Below are 17,947 nucleotides of genomic sequence, written 5' to 3'. Positions count from 1 at the left end.
GTCCAGACAGGGTGCGGGGCGCAACAGCACGCAACCACGGGGCACGGTAAACTGTCGGCAGGACAATAAAGACAAAAGATCGGAGCCGCCTACTTGTTGGGCCGCTCCGTTATTGCGCGAGGGGGTTCCCCCATGGGCCGTGGCCGGGCTAAGGCGAAGCAGACCAAGGTTGCTCGAGACCTTAAATACAGCTCACCGCAGACCGATTTCGATCGGCTGCAGCGCGAGCTATCCGGGTCGGACGGTGATGACGGCGACCAGTCGGAGGGCGACGATCCCTGGCGTGACCACCACCGCTAGGACTGCCTGCGGCTCGCAGTATTGGCGCGCCGAAATCTAGAACCGTGGGTGCTGCCCGACGAGTTTTGCTCGCGGACCGCCTTTTCCACCCTTGTTGATCGTGCCCAGCACCCAGCAATCCAAATGCCGGGCGGTCAAGATCGCCAGCGCGCGGTCGGTGTCCTCGGGCGCGACGACGGCGATCATGCCGACGCCCATATTGAAGGTCTTTTCCATCTCGGCACGGGAGACCCGGCCGCGCTGGGCGATCATCGCGAACACCGGTGCGGGCGTCCAGGTGCCGCGATCCACGTCGGCCACCAGCCCATTCGGGATGACGCGTTCCAGGTTTCCGGCAAGCCCGCCGCCGGTCACGTGGCAGAACGTCCGAACCTGCGTTTCGGCGGCCAGCGCCAGGCAGTCCTTGGCGTAGATGATGGTCGGCTCGAGCAGTTCCTCGCCCAGGGTGCGGCCGAACTCCTCGACGTAACCGGCCAGGTTGCCCCGGTCGATCTCCAGTAAGACCTTGCGGGCCAGCGAGTATCCGTTGGAGTGCAGGCCTGAGGACCCCATCGCGATGATGACGTCGCCGGGTTTGACCCGTTCGGGCCCGAGCAGATCGTCGGCTTCGACCACACCAACGCCGGTGGCCGAGATGTCGTAGTGGTCAGGCTCGATCAGGCCGGGGTGCTCGGCGGTCTCACCGCCGAGCAGCGCGCAGCCCGCGCGCATGCATCCTTCGGCGATACCGCCGACGATCGCGTTGAGCCGCTCCGGCACGATGCGGCCGAGAGCGATGTAGTCCAGCAGGAACAGCGGCTCGGCTCCGCAGACCACCAGGTCGTCGACCACCATCGCGACCAGGTCCAGGCCGACCGTGTCGTGCTTGTCCATTGCCTGGGCGACTGCCAGCTTGGTGCCCACCCCGTCGCTGGACGCCGCCAGCAAAGGTTCGCGATAGTCGTTGCGCAGCGCGAAGAGTCCGGCGAAGCCGCCCAGCTTGCTGAGCACCTCGGGTCTGGTGGCTTTCGAAGCGAGCGGCTTGAACAATTCGACGGCGCGGTCCCCGGCTTCGATATCGACTCCGGCCGATGCATATGTCACGCCCGGGGCAGCCGGGTCTTTTCCGCGGTCGGTCATCGCGATAAAGGCTACCGGTCGACACCCGGCGCGGGTATCTCACACACGTGCAAAGACAACGTAAGGCTATGGAGTGCGTAGCACGGCGGCCTGCTCCGCCTCCGGCGACAGCTCGTCGAGGGCCGCGATGTCCGGATGCCCGGCCCCGCGTGCGGCGTTGGCGAGCATCTGCTCGATGACGTTCTTGCCGAGCGCGGTCTCGCTGGGCAACTCGATCGGATATTTGCCGTCGAAACAGGCGGAGCAGAGCCGCGACGTGGGTTGCTCGGTGGCGGCGATCAGACCCCGCAACGAGATGTATCCCAGCGTGTCGGCGTTGATGGCATGCCTGACCGCTTCGAGCATTTCATCTTCGTCCTCGACGGCATTCGCGATCAGCTCGGCCGGCGACGGGAAGTCGATGCCGTAGAAGCACGGCCACTTCACCGGTGGCGAGGCGATCCGCACATGCACCTCGACGGCGCCGGCCTCCCGCAGCATCCTGACCAAAGCACGCTGGGTGTTGCCCCGCACGATCGAATCGTCGACCACGATGAGCCGCTTGCCGCGGATGACTTCCTTGAGCGGATTTAACTTCAGCCGGATTCCGAGCTGGCGGATGGTCTGCGACGGCTGAATGAACGTGCGCCCGACGTAGGCGTTCTTCATCAGGCCCTGCCCGTAGGGGATGCCGGATTCCTGCGCGTAGCCGACCGCGGCCGGCGTGCCGGATTCTGGAACACCGATTACCAGGTCGGCATCGATCGGGGATTCGCGGGCCAGTCGACGGCCAATGTCGAGACGGGCGCCGTGCACCGACCTGCCCGCGATCGTGCTGTCCGGCCGTGCCAGGTAGACGTATTCGAAGATGCAGGCCTTGGGCTCGGGGTTGGCAAAGCGGGTCGACCGCACGCCGTCGGCGTCGATGGCCAGCAGCTCACCCGGCTCGATGTCGCGGACGAACGAGGCGCCGACGATGTCGAGCGCGGCGGTCTCCGACGCGACCACCCAGCCGCGCTCCAGTCGTCCCAGACACAGCGGCCGCACACCCCACGGGTCGCGCGCCGCGTACAGGGTGTTCTCGTCCATGAACGTCAGGCAAAACGCGCCGCGAACCGTCGGCAACAGTTGCAGCGCTGACTGTTCCAGGCTGGAGTCGGCCGCGCCATACGCCAGCAACGCGCCCAGCATGTCGGAGTCGGTGGTCGCCGCACCGGGGACCTTGCTGTTGAGCAGTCCGGCTTCACGGGCGCGGGTGACCAGCTCGGCGCTGTTGACCAGATTGCCGTTGTGCCCCAATGCAACTCCGGTGCCCGCCGCGGTGGTTCGAAAGACCGGCTGAGCGTTCTCCCAGGTGGGCTGGCCGCTGGTGGAGTACCGGGTGTGCCCGACCGCGACGTGGCCCTCCATCGCCGCCAGCGTCTGCTCCTCGAAGACCTGACTCACCAGGCCGAGATCCTTGAACACCAGCACCTGCGAACCGTCCGCGACCGCGATGCCGGCGGCTTCCTGGCCGCGGTGCTGCAGCGCGTAGAGGCCGTAGTAGGTCATCTTGGCGACTTCTTCGCCGGGGGCCCATACGCCGAATACGCCGCATTCTTCGCCGGGTGGGTTCTCGTCGGGTACGGGCTCTTGGACGGTCACGGTGCGGCGGCTCCCTGGCGGGCGGATGGTGACCTGGTGAAGTCTACGGAAACAGCGCGCGTGTTCACGAATTGATCCGGCGTGTTGCACCATCCCACAACCGATTTCCGCAGCTCAGGAGCCCCACAGCGTGCCAGGTGTCGCATCTGCCACACCCGCCCCTAGCTGGCTCGGCAGAGCGGTTAGCCCGCCGCCCGATCGTCGAGCGCCTGATACGCGGCGTTGTATCCCGGAGTGAAGGTGATACCGGGGCCGCCGTGACACCCCGCGCTGGCCAGATACAGCCCTTCAACCGGAATGGGCAGGTCGATGAAGCCCTTGGGTCCGGGCCGGTTCGGACCCATCAGGTCCGGATGCAACAGGCCGTGGCAGAAATCGCCCGCCGGGGCGCCGAACATCGTCTGCATGTGATAGGGCGCGAACGTGATGTGCCGGATGACGATGTCCCGGAAGTTGGGCGCGTAGCGGGTGATCTTCTCGATAACCCGTTGCGCCATTTCATTTTTCAGACGCCCGTGTTGGTCTCGGCTGGCTTCGACGGGAAACGCATATGCGTAGGCGCTGGCGGCATGCTTGCCGGGCGGCGCCAGGCCCGGGTCCATGCAGGACGGTATCTGCATACCGAGCGACGGATTGTCGGGCACCAAGCCGCGGGTGCACATCTCCCACTGGCGCTGCTGTTCTTCGGGTGAGCCGAAGATACCGATGGACTGCTGCATTCCGGGTTCGTTGAGCAGTTCGTGGGGCGGGGCGAACTCCGGCAGGCCGTCGAGAGCGAAATGCATCTGGATGAATGCCGCGCGGTGGTCACGACCGCTCAGCCTCGCGATCAAGTCCGCAGGCAGGTGCTCCGCGCCGACGAGATCGGTGAGCGTGAGGTCGGGCGCCATGTTGGAGACCACGACGGGTGCGCTGATCGTCGACCCGTCGCGGAGTCGCACGCCGGTGACGCGGTCGTTTTCCACCAGGATCTTGCCGACTTTGGTCCGGAATCGCATCTCGCCGCCACGGGAGATGAACAGCTCGCGCAGATGATCGGTGAGCGCTCCGATACCGCCGGCGAGCTTGGTCATCATCGCGGTGCTGTCGTCGGGTACCGCCAGCGCAAAGGCCAGGCAGGTCGCGCTGCCCGGCGTGTACGGACCGCGATAGGTGGAGTTGACGGCCAGAAACGCGAGCATCCCGCGCATGACCGCATGCTTTTCTCTGTCCGGCAGGTAGCGGTCGATGGCGTCCATCGCCGAGCCGAACAGCATCTGGTGAATGGCGGCACGTTCTGCTTCGTTGGCTGCGCAGGCATACATCTCGTCGAGAGACTTCGGCGGTGTGCGCACCTCGAATCGGCCCAGCGCTTTCCCGGGCCCTTGACTCCAGGCGATCAACTCGGCCATGCCCATGATCGCGTCGGCGCCGTGTTTCTCGCCGAGATGGGTCATCAGCTGCATCGGATCGCGGTAGAAAACCATCGGCTCCTCACCGGACTCACCGATGTTGACCGACATCACTTCGGCGTCGACGGTCGGAAGAGCGTCCAGGCCAAGCTCTTTGGTGATCTGGGGGGCGGTGGGAAACTGCACCGATCCCGCGATCTCGTAGCGGAATCCGTCGATGAGCTCGACCGTCGCGGCCATTCCGCCGCTGTAAGTGTTGGCCTCCAGGCAAAGCGTACGCAGGCCGGCACCCTGCAGGATGGCTGCCGCCGTCAGGCCGTTGTGCCCAGCGCCGACAACGATCGCGTCATAGTCAGTCATGGCTCGCAGAATATGTCAGTACTGACATAATAGGAAGATGGCCGAGCCGACCAACCTTCATGCGCTGCGCCGACGTTCGACGCATGCGGCGTTGCGCCGGGTGGCGCTGGCGCAGTTCGCCAGCAAAGGGTTCGCCAATGTGACGGTGACCCAGCTGGCCACCGAAGCAGGCGTCACCGAGCGGACTTTCTTCCGGCACTTCCCCAGCAAGGAAGCCGTTCTGTTCCAGGATTACGACACCCACCTGGAGTGGCTGGCTGAGGCGTTGGCGCAACGACCCGCATCGGAGTCGCTGTTCGATGCGGTGTTAGCGAGCGTGGCCAGTTTTCCGCACGACGTGGAGGTGGTTCGCCAAGCCGCGCTGGCCCGTTCGACGTTGATATCCGCCGAGCGCATCGCCGCGCATTTACGCGTCGTGCAGTCGTCCTTCGCCGAGGTGCTGACCGGATTCGTCAAGACCCGTTACGCGGGCGTTCCCAACCTCGACCTCATCGCCGAGGTCGCGGGAGCCACGCTGGCAGCGGCTCTTGTGGTGGCCGTCCAAGAATGGGGTGACGACGGCTGTACCGGCGACCTGGGCGAAATCGTTGCTACGAGTGTCGATTTGGTGCGTTCAGGATTTGCGCCGCTGACCTAACCGCTCAGCCTCACCACCGGCAGCCAGCCCGCGACCTCGCCGGCCCGCGATCCGGAAAGGCGAAGCGCCCCGGAGGCGGTGGCGTCTGCCACCTCGAGCAGTCCGGTGGCCAGCAGCAGCCAGGTGCGCGGATCGGTCTCGACGACGTTGGGCGGCGTGCCACGGGTATGCCTCGGTCCCGAAATACACTGCACCGCGACGAACGGCGGAATCCGGACCTCGACGCTGGCGCCGGGCGCTTCGGCGGCCAGCGTGCGTGCGGTGAGCCGGACCGCGACCGCCAGCTCCGCCCGACCCGGCGACGGTTGAGTGTCATCGCGCAGCCAGCCCTCAACCGTGTGCACGGCGTCGCGGGTCTTGGCCGGATCGGCGTTCTGACGGGCGGCCATGGCTCAACTCTCCAGCGCGGCACGGATGCGCGCAGTATCGGCCGCCGTCCAGCCATCCGGCGGGGCCACGGCGGCCCAACCGTCGAGGATGTCGTTGCCGTAATTGTGTCCGTGCCCGCCGGGCACCCCCTCGGCGTTGGTCAGGTCCGCGCTGACCTGCCAAAACGTGACCACCGGGGTCCATTGCATGGCCGCACTGCGATCGCGGCCGGGCGGCTCGACGAGCCAACCGGGCCGACTGAACAACAGGTCGGGCGACCACCAGACCACCGGGTCGGACGGGTGCTGCAGAAACAGCACATGGGTGCCCGCCCACGGTGGCGCCCCGACACGATCGACGTCGACGGGGTCGATGGCTTCGGAGAACCGCACGGTTCGACCACTGTCGTAGCGCGGCTGCACTTCGGTGGAGCCCGGATCGCGCCGCACGAGCAGCGCGTGCCACAGCGAACTCTCCTGCGGCGGCCCGACCCAGAGCACCGCTTCGAAGCCCATCCGGCCAATGTCGGGCAGCCACCCGAATGCGGCCTGGCCGGCCAGGGACCCCAAGCTCTCGCCGTAGAGCACCAGCTTCGGCCGGTGGTCCGCAGGCAGTTTCGCCCAGCGGTCGTGGACCGCGTTGATCAGCATCCGGCCGGAGTCCATCGACTTCTGCCGGTCGGCCAGAAACGAAATCCAGCTCGGCAGGTAGGAGTACTGCAGACCGACGATCGCGGTGTCGCCGTCGTACATCATCTCCAGCGAGTTCGCGGCCACCGGGTCGATCCAGCCGGTGCCGGTGGTCGGCGCGATCACCAGGACCTTGCGGCCGAACGCGCCAGTGCGCTCGAGCTCGTCGACGATGACGTCCAACCGACCTTGGTCATCGGGGGCGGTGTGCAGCCCGGCGTACACCCGGATCGGCTCCTTGGCCGGCCTGCCGTTGAGCTTGCTCAGTTCGGCCGCGTGCGGGCCGGTGCCGACGAACGTGCGTCCCTGGTATCCCAAGGTGCTCCACGATGCCAATGATGTTGGGCTACCGGATTTCTCCGCCAGTTGTGGTTGCGATACACCCGCGGCGGTGGCGCTGTCCCGCGGCTGAAAGATCGCGTTCGCGCCGGCGAAGAAGCCGCGCACCAGCACACCGTTGAACAACGTGATCAGTAGCGCCACAACGATTGCCGTGCCGATGAACAGCGCCACTTCGTCGTGCACATGCCAACGCCGGATCAGCATCCGGGCGAGCAGCCTGACCGCGTCGATGAGCACACGGAACGCCGCCACCAGCAGCCCGCAGACAACCGCCGCGAAGATCAGCGTGCGCAGGTAACCCGGGTTCGTCGGCCCCTCGATGCCCATCAGCGCGGACAATTGCCGTTGCCAGGACGCGGCCGGAATCAGCATCAGCACGCATGCCGTCGGTGCGATCACCACGACCGCCGCCTTCATCCAGAACAGCACTCGCGCCGGAGGCGGCCACCAGCGGGCACCTCGTAGCAGGACGCGGTAGACCGCCTTGCCGAGCATCACGCCAAGGCCGTAGCCGAACGCGGCGTTCAGACCACCAATCAGCCCTTGGAACAACCACTCTCGCGGCACCAGCGACGGCGTCAGCGACAAGCAGAAGAACAGCGCGCCGAACGCCACCCCGACGAATTTCAGCCGCAGCAGGCTCCACGCCCACACCAGCAGCGGGTGCCGCCCACGAGCCTCAGCCTCGGGACTCATCGCAGCAGGGCGGCCAGCACCCCTTCGGATGTGCTGCGCAACTCCGCCAGCGGCACGGTGAACAGGCCCTGCACCTCCACCGCGTCCGAAGCCTGGTCGACCACACCGATACGGGTGGCCGGCAGGCCGCGCGTCTCACACATCGAGGTGAAACGGCTCTCCTCGGTACGCGGCACCGCCACCAGTACCCGGCCCGCAGATTCGGAGAACAACGTCACGAACGGGTCTTCGCCTTCGGGAAGCACGATGCGACAACCGGTTTCGCCGGCGAGCGCGGATTCGACGACAGCCTGCGCCAGACCGCCCTCGGATAAGTCGTGGGCCGCGGACACCAGCCCGTCACGAGAGGCCGCACTCAGCACGTCGCCCAATAGTCTTTCCCGGGCCAGGTCTACCGCGGGGGGCGAGCCGCCGAGATGATCGGCGGTGACCTGCGCCCAGATCGAGCCGTCGAACTCGTCGCGGGTGTCGCCGAGCAGGATCAGCGTCTCGCCGGGCTCGGTGCCCATGGCTGTCGGAATGCGGCGGGTGACGTCGTCGATCACACCCAGGACACCGACGACCGGGGTGGGCATGATCGCCGTCGTTCCGGTCTGGTTGTAGAAGCTGACGTTGCCTCCGGTCACCGGAATACCCAGTGCCACACAGCCATCCGCCAAACCCCGGACCGCCTGGGAGAATTGCCACATCACGCCCGCATCCTCCGGCGAGCCGAAATTGAGGCAGTTGGTCACCGCTACCGGGGTGGCACCGGTGACGGCGACGTTGCGGTACGCCTCGGCCAGCGCGAGTTGGGCACCGACGTAGGGATCGAGCAGCGTGTAGCGGCCCGACGCGTCGGTCGACACCGCGATACCGCGGCCACTGGACTCGTCGACGCGCAGCACGCCGCCGTCGGCGTGCTCGGCCAGCACGGTGTTGCCGCGCACGTAGCGGTCGTACTGCTCGGTGATGAACGCGCGACTACACAGGTGCGGACTGCCCAGCAGCGCAAGCAAAGTCGTGCGCAGCTCGTCGCCGGTGACCGGTCGCTTCAGGCCGGCCGAGGTGTCGGCGTTGAGCGCATCCTGCGACTCCGGACGAGCGACGGGACGGTGGTACACCGGCCCCTCGTGGGCCACGGTTCGCGGCGGCACGTCGACGACCGTCTCACCGTGCCAGGTGATTTGCAGCCGGTCACCGTCGGTGACCTCGCCGATCGTGGTGGCCAGCACCTCCCATTTGCGGCACACCGCCATGAAGGCATCGACGTTCTCCGGCGCGACCACAGCGCACATGCGCTCTTGCGACTCGCTGGACAGAATCTCGGCGGGCGTCATGTCCTTGGCCCGCAGCGGCACGGTTTCCAGTTCGATCGCCATCCCGCCATCGCCCGCTGACGCGAGTTCCGATGTGGCGCAGGATAATCCGGCTCCGCCGAGGTCCTGGATGCCGATCACCAGCCCCGCGGCATACAGTTCGAGGCAGCACTCGATGAGCACTTTCTCGGTGAACGGGTCGCCGACCTGCACCGAGGGTAATTTCTTACGGCCCGAACCCGACTCGTCGCCGCCGAAGGTTTCCGACGCAAGCACCGATACGCCACCGATGCCGTCGAGTCCGGTCCGCGCGCCGAACAGGATGATCTTGTTGCCGGCGCCCGACGCGAAGGCAAGATGGAGATCTTCCTTACGCAGCACGCCGACGCAGAGCGCATTCACCAAGGGGTTGCCGGCATAGCACGCATCGAAAACGGTTTCGCCGCCGATGTTGGGCAAGCCCAGCGAGTTGCCGTAGCCGCCGATGCCCCGCACCACTCCGTCGAGCACGCGGCGGGTGTCGGGGGCATCTGCGGCGCCGAACCGCAACTGGTCCATCACCGCGACGGGCCGGGCGCCCATCGCCATGATGTCGCGGACGATGCCGCCGACACCGGTGGCCGCACCCTGGTAGGGCTCGACGTAGGACGGGTGGTTGTGCGACTCGACTTTGAAGGTGACGGCCCAGCCGTCGCCGATGTCGACGACGCCGGCGTTCTCGCCGATGCCGGCCAGCATGCCTGCTCGCATCTCGTCGGTGGTGGTCTCACCGAAGTACCGCAGGTGCACCTTGGACGACTTGTAGGAGCAGTGTTCGCTCCACATCACCGAGTACATAGCCAGCTCGGCGTCGGTCGGGCGGCGTCCCAGGATGTCGCGGATCCGCTGGTATTCGTCGTCTTTGAGACCGAGTTCGCGGAATGGTTGCGGCTGATCAGGGGTGGCCGCGGCCCGCTCGACGGTATCGGTCGCGTGAGTGAGCCCAGACGTCACGGGAACAGTCTAGGTGGCGCGGCGGCTACCCCGCGCCGGCGACGCAGAAGGCGTTGCCCGCCGGGTCGGCTAGCACGACCCAGCGGAAGTTGTCGCCGATGCTGTGTCGACCGACCTCGGTCGCTCCCGCCGACGTGAGCCGGCTCACCTCGGCGTCGACATCGGCGGCGCCGAAATCCAGATGCACCCGGTTCTTGCCGGGCGTGGGATCCGCCACCTTCTGGAAGCCCAGCCGGGGGCCGTCGGCCCGGATGACCGCGATGAATTCGCCGGGTATCAGTTCTTGTGTCTCACCTTCGAACTGCTTCGCCCACCACTCCGCGAGCGGCGCGGGGTCGACGCAGTCGAACGTGACCATCTCCACGTTGAGTGCCATACCCACGACCCTAGGCCCGCACTCCGACAACGAACAGGACTCATGTTGATGACCTCCGAGGTAATTGCGAAGCATCACGTCGTCAAGACACCCTTGCTGCTGACGCGCTCGACCGAAGCGCCAAAGTCTGGGAGGAATCATGACTGACAGCCAATCCACCTCTACTGCAACGGCTCTCGACTCGAGGCCGACGTTCAGCGCTGACATGTGGGCCGCGTTCTGGGCGGCGCCCGATATGTCTCGCGGGACGGCCATCCTGGCCGACGACATCATCGGCTACTGGCCCGGCGAACTCGAGCCGGTGCGGGGAATCGAGGCATACACCGCGAAGATCGCCGAGCTGCTGACCACCGCTCCGGACCTGCAGCTTGAACTCGTCGACAGTGCCACCGTTCCCGGACCCGCGGAGGGCGAGCAGCTGGTTTTCCTGCACTACGTCGGGCACGCGACCGGACCGAACGGTCCGATCGAGATCCGGGGGCTGGACCGGGTTCGCACCCGCGACGGCATGGTGGTGGAGAACGTGATCCGCTACAACCCGGTGTTCGTCACCCAGACCTGACCGGGTCAGCCCGGCGACAAGAAAGCCCGCAGCGCCGCCGCGTAGGCGGGAACGTCGTGGGCGCCCATGAATTCTCGCGCGGAGTGCATCGCCAGCTGCGGTGCGCCCACGTCGACGGTCGGGATGCCGGTGCGAGCCGCGGTCATCGGACCGATCGTCGAGCCGCACGGCAGGTCGGCGCGGTGCTCGTAACGTTGCAGCGGCACGCCCGCCTGCCGGCAGGCCAACGCGAACGCCGCGGCGGTGCGGCCGTCGGTGGCGTACCGCAGATTCGGATGCACCTTGAGCACCGGACCGCCGTTGATCCCGATCAGGTGACCGGGTTCGTGGCGCTCCGGGTAGTTGGGGTGGGTGGCGTGCGCCATGTCCGCCGAGGCCACCATTGATCCCGGCAGTCTGCGCAGAAAGTCGGCGCGCCCGCCGCCGTTGGCCAGCTCGATGCGTTCCAGCGTGGTCAGCAACAGCTCGGAACCGGCGCCATGATCCGAGGTCGATCCGACCTCTTCATGGTCGAACAGCGCGAGCACCGGCAGGTGTTGGGCAGATCGGGCGTCCAGAAACGCCTCCAGGCCCGCATAGCAGGATGCCTGGTTGTCCAGCCGCGGCGCGCTGACGAACTGGTCGTCGATGCCCGTCAGCCGCGACGGAGTCAGGTCGTGGGTCATCAGGTCGGCGCCCAGCACCTCATCAGGATCGACACCGGCTCGTTCGGCGACATATCCGATGAACGATCGAGCTGCGCCGTCGGCGCCCCACACCGCGTTGACGTGGCGCTGCGGATCCAGCGTGAGCGACTTGCGGTCCTCGGCGAGGTGGATGGCCAGCTGCGGCACCCGCAGGATCGGGTCGTCGATTCGGACCAATCGATGCACGATGCCGGCGCCCTCGCGCACCGACAGCCGTCCGCTGACGCCAAGGTCGCGGTCCAGCCACGAGTTCAACCAGGCACCGCCGTAAGGCTCCAGCGCGACCATCTGCCAACCGACGACATCCCGGTCGGGATGTTGCTTGACCCGCAGGTTGGGACTGTCGGTGTGGCCGCCGATGACCCGGAACGGTCGACCGCCGGCGTCGTGGCCGCTGTTCCAGGCCACCAGTGACCCGGCCCGCACGATGAAGAACATGCCGGCGGGTGGCCATTCATCTGCCTCGGCGAGCTCGGTGAAACCGGCCGCCCGCAACCGGGACGCCACCGTGGCGCAGACATGAAACGGCGACGGGGACGCGTCGATGAATTCGCACAGCCCTTGCGCCGTGGCAACCATGGACCCCATCTTTTCATCACGGGAGCGCCGGAAACGTTAGGGTCGAACGCGTGCCCGATCCGCAACCGGTGCTCGCGCCCTTGACACCAGCCGCCATCTTTCTGGTGGTCACCATCGACGAGGGCGGCGAAGAGGTCGCGCATGACGCGCTATCGGGGATCTCCGGGTTGGTGCGCTCGACCGGCTTCCGTGACCCCGCGAAGAAACTGTCGGTCATCACCTCGATCGGCTCCCACGCCTGGGACCGGTTGTTCGAGGGGCCGCGACCGGCCGAGCTGCGCCCGTTCATCGAATTGGACGGCCCCCGCCACACGGCCCCGGCAACTCCCGGTGACCTGTTGTTCCACGTCCGGGCGGAGACCCTGGACGTGTGCTTCGAGCTGGCCAACAACATTCTGCGATCGATGGCCGGCGCGGTGACCGTGGTCGACGAGGTGCACGGGTTCCGGTTCTTCGACAACCGCGATCTGCTCGGGTTCGTCGACGGGACCGAGAATCCCGGTGGCGCGCCGGCCGTCGCGGCAACCGAGATCGGCGACGAGGACCCGGAATTCGCCGGTGGCTGCTACGTGCACGTGCAGAAGTACCTGCACGACATGTCCGCGTGGGATTCGCTGCCGGTCAACGAGCAGGAGCGCGTGATCGGCCGAACGAAGCTGGAAGATATCGAGTTCGACGATGACGAGAAGCCGGCCGACGCGCACATCGCGCTCAACGTCATCACCGATGACGACGGCACCCAGCTCCAGATCGTGCGGCACAACATGCCTTTCGGCGAACTCGGCAAGGCTGAATTCGGCACGTACTTCATCGGTTACTCGCGCACACCCGCGGTCACCGAGCAGATGCTGCACAACATGTTCTTCGGTGATCCGCCCGGCAACACCGACCGGATCCTCGACTTCTCCACGGCGGTCACCGGTGGGCTGTTCTTCTCCCCCACCGTCGACTTCCTCGACGACCCGCCACCACTGCCGATCTCACCGGCAGCGACTCCGGCGATACTCAACGCATCCGCGGATGGCTCGTTGGCGATCGGCAGTTTGAAAGGAACCCCGCAATGAACAACCTGTACCGCGATCTTGCTCCGATCACCGAGGAAGCTTGGGACGAAATCGAAGTGGAGGCGAGGCGGACCTTCAAGCGCCACATCGCCGGCCGCCGGGTGGTCGACGTCAGCGAATCGGCCGGACCGGCCGCCGCCGCGGTAAGCACCGGGCGCCTGCTCGATATCAAGCCGCCCTCCGACGGCGTGATCAGCCACCTGCGCGCCAGTAAACCGCTTGTACGGCTTCGGATTCCGTTCACGCTGTCGCGTACGGAGATCGACAACGTAGAGCGCGGGTCGCAGGACTCCGATTGGAATCCGGTCAAGTCGGCGGCTAAGAAGCTCGCGTTCGCCGAAGATCGGGCCATCTTCGAGGGCTACAGCGACGCCTTGATCGACGGCATCCGGAACTGCAGCTCCAACCCGGCGCTGACGCTGCCCAAGGACATCAGCGAGTTTCCCGACGTCATATCGCAGGCGCTGTCCAGCTTGAGGCTGGCCGGTGTGGAAGGCCCCTACGCGGTGCTGCTGTCGGCGGACGCATACACCAAAGTCAGCGAGACGACCGAGCACGGCTACCCGATCCGCGACCACATCCGTCGGTTGGTCGAAAGCGACATCATCTGGGCACCGGCCATCGACGGCGCCTTCGTGCTGACCACCCGCGGCGGCGACTTCGACCTGCAGCTGGGCACCGACGTCTCCATCGGCTACCTGTCGCACGATGCCGAGACCGTGCAGCTGTATATGCAGGAGACCCTGACGTTCCTGTGCTACACCGCCGAGGCATCGGTCGCGCTGAGCCCGTCGCCTGGCGGCCGCGCAAAGGCGGCTAAGTAAGCGGTTCGCCGCCGTCGATCTTCAGCGTCACACCGGTCATGAAGGTATTGGTCATCGCGAACAGCACCGCGGCCGCGATGTCGTCCGGCGTCCCGATCCGTCCCGCCGGGTTGTGCGCTGCGATGTGCTCGAAGTAATCGCGTTTCCCGTCATCGCCCATGGCGTCCCAGGCGCCGGTGTCGATGACGCCGGGTGAAATCGCGTTGACCCGGATTGGCGCGAGTTCAACCGCGAGCCAACGGGTCAGGAAGTCGACGGCGCCGTTGGTGATGCCTACGCCGAGATAGCCGACGTTGTGCTTGAAGGCATGCACACCCGAGAACAACACGAAAGAGCCGCCCGGGTTTATCTGCGACGCAAAGTGTTTGGCGAGCATGGTCGGTCCGATGACCTTGGTGTCGAACGACTGCACCAGGTTCTGACGTTGCAGGTCGGCCAGCTTTCCGCGGGCACGAGCAGACGCGGTGGATACCACGTGATCCACCCGGCCTACCCGGTCGGCGAGCGCAGCGATCGACTCGTCGTCGGTGATATCGATCGTCTCGGCACTGATCCCGAGGTCGTCATAGGAATTCGCAAGCTTCGCCCGATCGCGTCCGGCCACAATGACCCGGGCGCCCTCCGATCGCGCCCGCCGGGCCACGGCATGTGCAATTCCACTGCCGCGCCCGACCACCAGAATCGTTTTGTGCTGCAAAGTATTAGCCATCGACACTCGTCCTTAGCCGGGTCCGATCAGAATGGGATAGCCAGCCCATAATATGGGTCCGGCGGCAGGCAGGTCAACGGCTGACGCCGACTATTGCCAGACTGCTTTATCGGTGCATAATGGGTTGACTATCCCAAAATACTTGGTTGAGCGAACGCCGCAGGAGGGTTCTCATGCCAGTCGTCCACCACCGCTACGCCACGGTCGCCGGCCATCGACTGTTCTTCCGTGAGGCCGGCGACCCGGACGCGCCAGTGCTGCTACTGCTGCACGGATTCCCGACCAGCTCGTATATGTTCCGCGACCTGGTTCCGGCACTGGCCGATAGCTATCACGTAATTGCGCCGGACCATTTGGGCTTTGGCCTCTCCGATGCACCCTCGGTTGCCGACTTCGACTACACCTTCGATGCCCTGACCGAGTTGACCGAGGGCCTGCTCCAGAGCCTCGGCATCAACCGGTACGCGATCTATGTGCAAGACTACGGCGCGCCGATCGGCTGGCGTCTGGCGTTACACGACCCGTCTGCGATCACGGCGATCATCAGTCAGAGCGGCAACGCCTACGACGCCGGCTTCGTCGAAAGCTTCTGGAAGACGGTGCGTGCCTATCAGACCGAGCAGACAGCCGAGACCGAGGGCCCGGTGAGGCAATTCCTCACCTTGGACGCCACCCGCTGGCAGTACGTCACCGGAGTGCCAGACGAGACGCTGGTCAATCCGGAATCTTGGTATCACGACTACGCGCTGATATCGCGAGCCGGCAACGACGAAGTGCAACTCAAACTGTTCCGCGACTATGCCACCAACTCGCCGCAATACCCACGTGTCCATGAGTACTTTCGGTCCAGCCGCGTACCGCTGCTCGCGGTGTGGGGGCGCGGTGACGAGATCTTCGGCCCGGCAGGCGCTGAGGCATTTGCCGACGACCTGCCAGATGCCGAGATCCATCTTCTCGACGGCGGGCACTTCCTGCTCGAGTCAGCCCTCGACGAGGTAACGCGGCTCATCCGTGCATTCTTGGCCAAAGTCCATTCAGGTGCTTAACGAAACACGGACCGACCGTATGGGATAAACGTCCCATAATCGGGTGCGCCAGCGGGCTAACCTGACGCTATGGTCCACGCCGAGCTGCAGGACGAGCGGCGCCTGACCGCCAAGGGCCGGGCAACTCGCGATCGGATCCTGCAGGTCGCCGCCGAACTCATCCTGCGCGAGGGCCTCTCGACGCTGAACATGGACGCGCTGCGCAAGGCCGCGTCGGTGAGCGGGTCCCAGCTCGCCCACTACTTCGCCGACAAGCAAGCGCTGATCCGCGCGGTCGTCGTCCGCCAGATACACGTCGTGCTGGACTTTCATCGCCAGCCCAAGCTCGGTGCGCTGAATACGTTCGATGACTTCGAGCGATGGATCGATCTGAATATGCGTCACCTGCGACGCATCGGCTATTCCGGCACGCCGACCTATCACGCGCTGGCCGGACAACTCGGCAAGTCCGACAGCGCAACGCGTCACACGCTGGCGTCGGGTTACTGGCAGTGGATTGAGTTGCTGGAGCGAGTGATTCAGCAGATGAAAGATCACGGTGTCGTCGCCGCCCGTGCGGACCCGCGAAAGTTGGCGCTGGTCATGGTCAGCGCCCATCAGGGTGGTGCCACGCTGGCCTTCACCTATCAGGCTGATTGGCCGCATGCCGATGCTGTCCGATTCGCAGTCAACTACTTACGGATGTTCGCCACCGACCCGGCGGAACAGGTGCCACGTCCGGCGCGTCGTCCACGCCGCAGGCGCACGAGCGCACGAGCCTCGTGACCTTCGGAGAAAGGGGCGGCACCGTTGGCTGAGGACGCAACATCACGGCTGACCCGCAAGGGCCGGGCGACCCGTGCGCGCATCATTGATGTGGCCGCCCGCCTCATGTTCGAGCGCGGGGTCGGCGGGACCAGCATCGACGAGGTGCGTGGTGCGGCCACCGTCAGTGGTTCACAGATATCGCACTACTTCGACGGCAAGCGTGATCTGACCCGCAACGTCATCGGCGCACGCCGCGACGACGTCCGAGAATTTCACACTCAGCTGGGCGGCCTGGACAGCTTCGCCGCGTTGGACGCCTGGGTCAAGGCCACCCTTGCCGAACTAGACTCGGTCTACCGTGTGGGTGGATGCGTATACGGCTCGCTCGCAGGAGAATTGGTCGAGGCCGATGCCGAAATCCACGGCGATCTCGCCGACGGCTACGACCAATGGATCGAGTTGTTCCAGAGCGGTCTTACCGAAATGCGCCGCCGCGGCGATCTGCGGCTGGACGCGGATCCACGCCACCTCGCGGTGTCTCTGGTTGCCGCGCATCAGGGTGGCGCCCTGATCACGTTCCTCACCGACGACCCTGAACCTCTGCGCGAGGCGCTGACGGCGGCTGTCGAATACGTCCGTTCGTTCGCGGCGACCCCCAAACGCCGCAGACCCGGCCCTCGCAAGCAGACAGGCTAAGTCGCCCGCCGGTTCCCGTGGACAAAAATGGGCCAGAACGCCCATAATAATGGGCGGACCATCCCAGTACGGGTAGACGCGAAGGAAAGCACATCATGTCCGCTGCGGAGTCACCTCGGCCCGGCAACACCCTGCCCACGACGCCCGCAGTGGTGCGCGAACGACCGGGCGGCGAGACCATGCGAGCGATCGTCCTGGAGAAGTTCGGCGGACTTGACAGTCTGGTCTACACCGACATCCCCAAACCGCTGCCCAAAGACGGCGAAGTGGTCATCCAGGTCCGCGGGTTCGGCATCAACCACGCCGAGATGCACATGCGCCGCGGGGAATGGGCAGAAGCTGCCGAAGTCAGCGGCATCGAGTGCGTCGGCATCGTCGATGCGTGTCCGGGCGGAGAGTTTCCGGTCGGTGCCCAGGTGGCCGCGCTGATGGGCGGCCTGGGGCGAACCATCAACGGTAGCTATGCGGAGTACACGCGGGTACGCGCGGCAAACGTCGCCCTCATCGAGTCCGATCTACTGTGGTCACAGTTAGCGGCGCTCCCGGAAACGTTTGCGACAGCATGGACGTGCCTTTTTCATAACCTGAAGCTGGCCCCCGGCCAGACCGTTGTAATACGCGGCGCCACATCGTCATTCGGCCAAGCCGCAGTCAAGATGGCGGTGGCAGCGGGTGCGCGCGTCATCGCCACCGCGCGAACGCGTAAACGTTTCAGCCTGCTGGAGTCCCTCGGCGTCGCACGGGTCGAACTGGAGTCACCGACGCTGGCGGCCGACATCGCCGAAGCCAAACAGATCGACGCGGTCCTCGACCTGGTCGGCAACAGCACGATTCTCGACTC

18 protein-coding genes are annotated in these 17,947 nt (G+C 65.9%); 9 read left to right on the top strand and 9 right to left on the bottom strand.

Features of this window, described 5'->3' with window-relative positions; all coding sequences use genetic code 11:
• Nucleotides 1-132 precede the first annotated feature (132 nt).
• Complete coding sequence (locus WAN02_RS24020) at nucleotides 133-300, top strand: DUF3073 domain-containing protein (RefSeq protein WP_422267086.1); 168 nt, start codon at nucleotides 133-135, stop codon at nucleotides 298-300.
• Between the two features lie 36 nt (nucleotides 301-336).
• Here the strand turns inward: WAN02_RS24020 and purM are convergent, their stop codons facing one another.
• The 3 genes from purM to WAN02_RS24005 all read right to left on the bottom strand — a co-directional run bounded on the left by purM (nucleotide 337) and on the right by WAN02_RS24005 (nucleotide 4,793).
• Nucleotides 337-1,419, bottom strand: coding sequence for a phosphoribosylformylglycinamidine cyclo-ligase (gene purM, locus WAN02_RS24015; protein WP_422267084.1), 1,083 nt, complete (start codon nucleotides 1,417-1,419; stop codon nucleotides 337-339).
• A gap of 66 nt (nucleotides 1,420-1,485) precedes the next feature.
• Nucleotides 1,486-3,042: an amidophosphoribosyltransferase gene (gene purF / locus WAN02_RS24010; RefSeq protein WP_422267082.1), complete on the bottom strand. Its 1,557-nt coding sequence runs from the start codon at nucleotides 3,040-3,042 to the stop codon at nucleotides 1,486-1,488.
• Between the two features lie 182 nt (nucleotides 3,043-3,224).
• Nucleotides 3,225-4,793 carry a phytoene desaturase family protein gene (locus WAN02_RS24005; protein ID WP_422267080.1) on the bottom strand — a complete coding sequence of 523 codons (1,569 nt, stop codon included), beginning with the start codon at nucleotides 4,791-4,793 and terminating at the stop codon, nucleotides 3,225-3,227.
• Nucleotides 4,794-4,830: 37 nt separating this feature from the next.
• Here WAN02_RS24005 and WAN02_RS24000 point away from each other — a divergent pair, with 37 nt between their 5' ends.
• Nucleotides 4,831-5,430 (top strand): TetR/AcrR family transcriptional regulator, encoded by a 600-nt coding sequence (locus tag WAN02_RS24000; protein ID WP_422267078.1) that lies wholly within the window; start codon nucleotides 4,831-4,833, stop codon nucleotides 5,428-5,430.
• Here the strand turns inward: WAN02_RS24000 and WAN02_RS23995 are convergent.
• From WAN02_RS23995 to WAN02_RS23980, 4 genes are read right to left on the bottom strand one after another with little or no spacing between them, the layout of a single operon-like run.
• Complete coding sequence (locus WAN02_RS23995) at nucleotides 5,427-5,819, bottom strand: sterol carrier family protein (RefSeq protein WP_422267076.1); 393 nt, start codon at nucleotides 5,817-5,819, stop codon at nucleotides 5,427-5,429. The genes WAN02_RS24000 and WAN02_RS23995 overlap by 4 nt on opposite strands.
• A gap of 3 nt (nucleotides 5,820-5,822) precedes the next feature.
• A complete protein-coding gene (locus tag WAN02_RS23990) occupies nucleotides 5,823-7,526 on the bottom strand; it encodes an alpha/beta hydrolase (protein WP_422267074.1) in 1,704 nt (567 codons plus the stop codon).
• Complete coding sequence (purL, locus tag WAN02_RS23985; protein ID WP_422267072.1) at nucleotides 7,523-9,817, bottom strand: phosphoribosylformylglycinamidine synthase subunit PurL; 2,295 nt, start codon at nucleotides 9,815-9,817, stop codon at nucleotides 7,523-7,525. The genes WAN02_RS23990 and purL overlap by 4 nt, the downstream gene beginning before the upstream one ends.
• A 25-nt stretch (nucleotides 9,818-9,842) precedes the next feature.
• Nucleotides 9,843-10,193 (bottom strand): VOC family protein, encoded by a 351-nt coding sequence (locus WAN02_RS23980; protein ID WP_422267070.1) that lies wholly within the window; start codon nucleotides 10,191-10,193, stop codon nucleotides 9,843-9,845.
• A 139-nt stretch (nucleotides 10,194-10,332) separates the two neighbouring features.
• Here WAN02_RS23980 and WAN02_RS23975 point away from each other — a divergent pair, with 139 nt between their 5' ends.
• Nucleotides 10,333-10,755, top strand: coding sequence for a nuclear transport factor 2 family protein (locus WAN02_RS23975; RefSeq protein WP_422267068.1), 423 nt, complete (start codon nucleotides 10,333-10,335; stop codon nucleotides 10,753-10,755).
• A 5-nt stretch (nucleotides 10,756-10,760) separates the two neighbouring features.
• Here the strand turns inward: WAN02_RS23975 and WAN02_RS23970 are convergent, their stop codons facing one another.
• Nucleotides 10,761-12,020 (bottom strand): M18 family aminopeptidase, encoded by a 1,260-nt coding sequence (locus tag WAN02_RS23970; protein WP_422267066.1) that lies wholly within the window; start codon nucleotides 12,018-12,020, stop codon nucleotides 10,761-10,763.
• Between the two features lie 50 nt (nucleotides 12,021-12,070).
• On the opposite strand from WAN02_RS23970, the gene WAN02_RS23965 reads away from it, so the two are divergent.
• Nucleotides 12,071-13,084 (top strand): Dyp-type peroxidase, encoded by a 1,014-nt coding sequence (locus WAN02_RS23965; protein WP_422267064.1) that lies wholly within the window; start codon nucleotides 12,071-12,073, stop codon nucleotides 13,082-13,084.
• The gene (locus tag WAN02_RS23960; RefSeq protein WP_422267062.1) at nucleotides 13,081-13,908 is read left to right on the top strand and encodes a family 1 encapsulin nanocompartment shell protein; all 828 of its coding nucleotides are present in this window, start codon (nucleotides 13,081-13,083) and stop codon (nucleotides 13,906-13,908) included. The genes WAN02_RS23965 and WAN02_RS23960 overlap by 4 nt, the downstream gene beginning before the upstream one ends.
• On the opposite strand, the gene WAN02_RS23955 is transcribed toward WAN02_RS23960, so the two are convergent.
• Nucleotides 13,901-14,617, bottom strand: a complete 717-nt coding sequence (locus WAN02_RS23955; RefSeq protein ID WP_422267060.1) for an SDR family oxidoreductase — start codon at nucleotides 14,615-14,617, stop codon at nucleotides 13,901-13,903. The two genes, WAN02_RS23960 and WAN02_RS23955, sit on opposite strands and share 8 nt — an antisense overlap.
• Before the next feature lie 173 nt (nucleotides 14,618-14,790).
• On the opposite strand from WAN02_RS23955, the gene WAN02_RS23950 reads away from it, so the two are divergent.
• The 4 genes from WAN02_RS23950 to WAN02_RS23935 form a co-directional block, all read left to right on the top strand.
• Complete coding sequence (locus tag WAN02_RS23950; protein WP_422267058.1) at nucleotides 14,791-15,663, top strand: alpha/beta fold hydrolase; 873 nt, start codon at nucleotides 14,791-14,793, stop codon at nucleotides 15,661-15,663.
• Between the two features lie 69 nt (nucleotides 15,664-15,732).
• Nucleotides 15,733-16,428 carry a TetR/AcrR family transcriptional regulator gene (locus tag WAN02_RS23945; RefSeq protein ID WP_422267056.1) on the top strand — a complete coding sequence of 232 codons (696 nt, stop codon included), beginning with the start codon at nucleotides 15,733-15,735 and terminating at the stop codon, nucleotides 16,426-16,428.
• A 24-nt stretch (nucleotides 16,429-16,452) separates the two neighbouring features.
• Nucleotides 16,453-17,106: a TetR/AcrR family transcriptional regulator gene (locus WAN02_RS23940; RefSeq protein ID WP_422267054.1), complete on the top strand. Its 654-nt coding sequence runs from the start codon at nucleotides 16,453-16,455 to the stop codon at nucleotides 17,104-17,106.
• Nucleotides 17,107-17,201: 95 nt separating this feature from the next.
• Nucleotides 17,202-17,947: alcohol dehydrogenase catalytic domain-containing protein (locus WAN02_RS23935; RefSeq protein ID WP_422267052.1), on the top strand; the 746-nt coding region annotated here is incomplete at its 3' end.

This window comes from Mycobacterium sp. (assembly GCF_049281135.1).
Taxonomy (GTDB): Bacteria; Actinomycetota; Actinomycetes; order Mycobacteriales; family Mycobacteriaceae; genus Mycobacterium.
This window is presented reverse-complemented; position numbering and strand designations above follow the sequence as displayed.

Bases quoted from the DNA above. Each gene is read 5' to 3' on its own strand.
- WAN02_RS24020 (WP_422267086.1), top strand. From the start codon at position 133: ATGGGCCGTGGCCGGGCTAAGGCGAAGCAGACCAAGGTTGCTCGAGAC.
- purM (WP_422267084.1), bottom strand. From the start codon at position 1,419: ATGACCGACCGCGGAAAAGACCCGGCTGCCCCGGGCGTGACATATGCA.
- WAN02_RS24005 (WP_422267080.1), bottom strand. From the start codon at position 4,793: ATGACTGACTATGACGCGATCGTTGTCGGCGCTGGGCACAACGGCCTG.
- WAN02_RS24000 (WP_422267078.1), top strand. From the start codon at position 4,831: ATGGCCGAGCCGACCAACCTTCATGCGCTGCGCCGACGTTCGACGCAT.
- WAN02_RS23995 (WP_422267076.1), bottom strand. From the start codon at position 5,819: ATGGCCGCCCGTCAGAACGCCGATCCGGCCAAGACCCGCGACGCCGTG.
- WAN02_RS23990 (WP_422267074.1), bottom strand. From the start codon at position 7,526: ATGAGTCCCGAGGCTGAGGCTCGTGGGCGGCACCCGCTGCTGGTGTGG.
- WAN02_RS23980 (WP_422267070.1), bottom strand. From the start codon at position 10,193: ATGGCACTCAACGTGGAGATGGTCACGTTCGACTGCGTCGACCCCGCG.
- WAN02_RS23975 (WP_422267068.1), top strand. From the start codon at position 10,333: ATGACTGACAGCCAATCCACCTCTACTGCAACGGCTCTCGACTCGAGG.
- WAN02_RS23970 (WP_422267066.1), bottom strand. From the start codon at position 12,020: ATGGTTGCCACGGCGCAAGGGCTGTGCGAATTCATCGACGCGTCCCCG.
- WAN02_RS23960 (WP_422267062.1), top strand. From the start codon at position 13,081: ATGAACAACCTGTACCGCGATCTTGCTCCGATCACCGAGGAAGCTTGG.
- WAN02_RS23955 (WP_422267060.1), bottom strand. From the start codon at position 14,617: ATGGCTAATACTTTGCAGCACAAAACGATTCTGGTGGTCGGGCGCGGC.
- WAN02_RS23950 (WP_422267058.1), top strand. From the start codon at position 14,791: ATGCCAGTCGTCCACCACCGCTACGCCACGGTCGCCGGCCATCGACTG.
- WAN02_RS23945 (WP_422267056.1), top strand. From the start codon at position 15,733: ATGGTCCACGCCGAGCTGCAGGACGAGCGGCGCCTGACCGCCAAGGGC.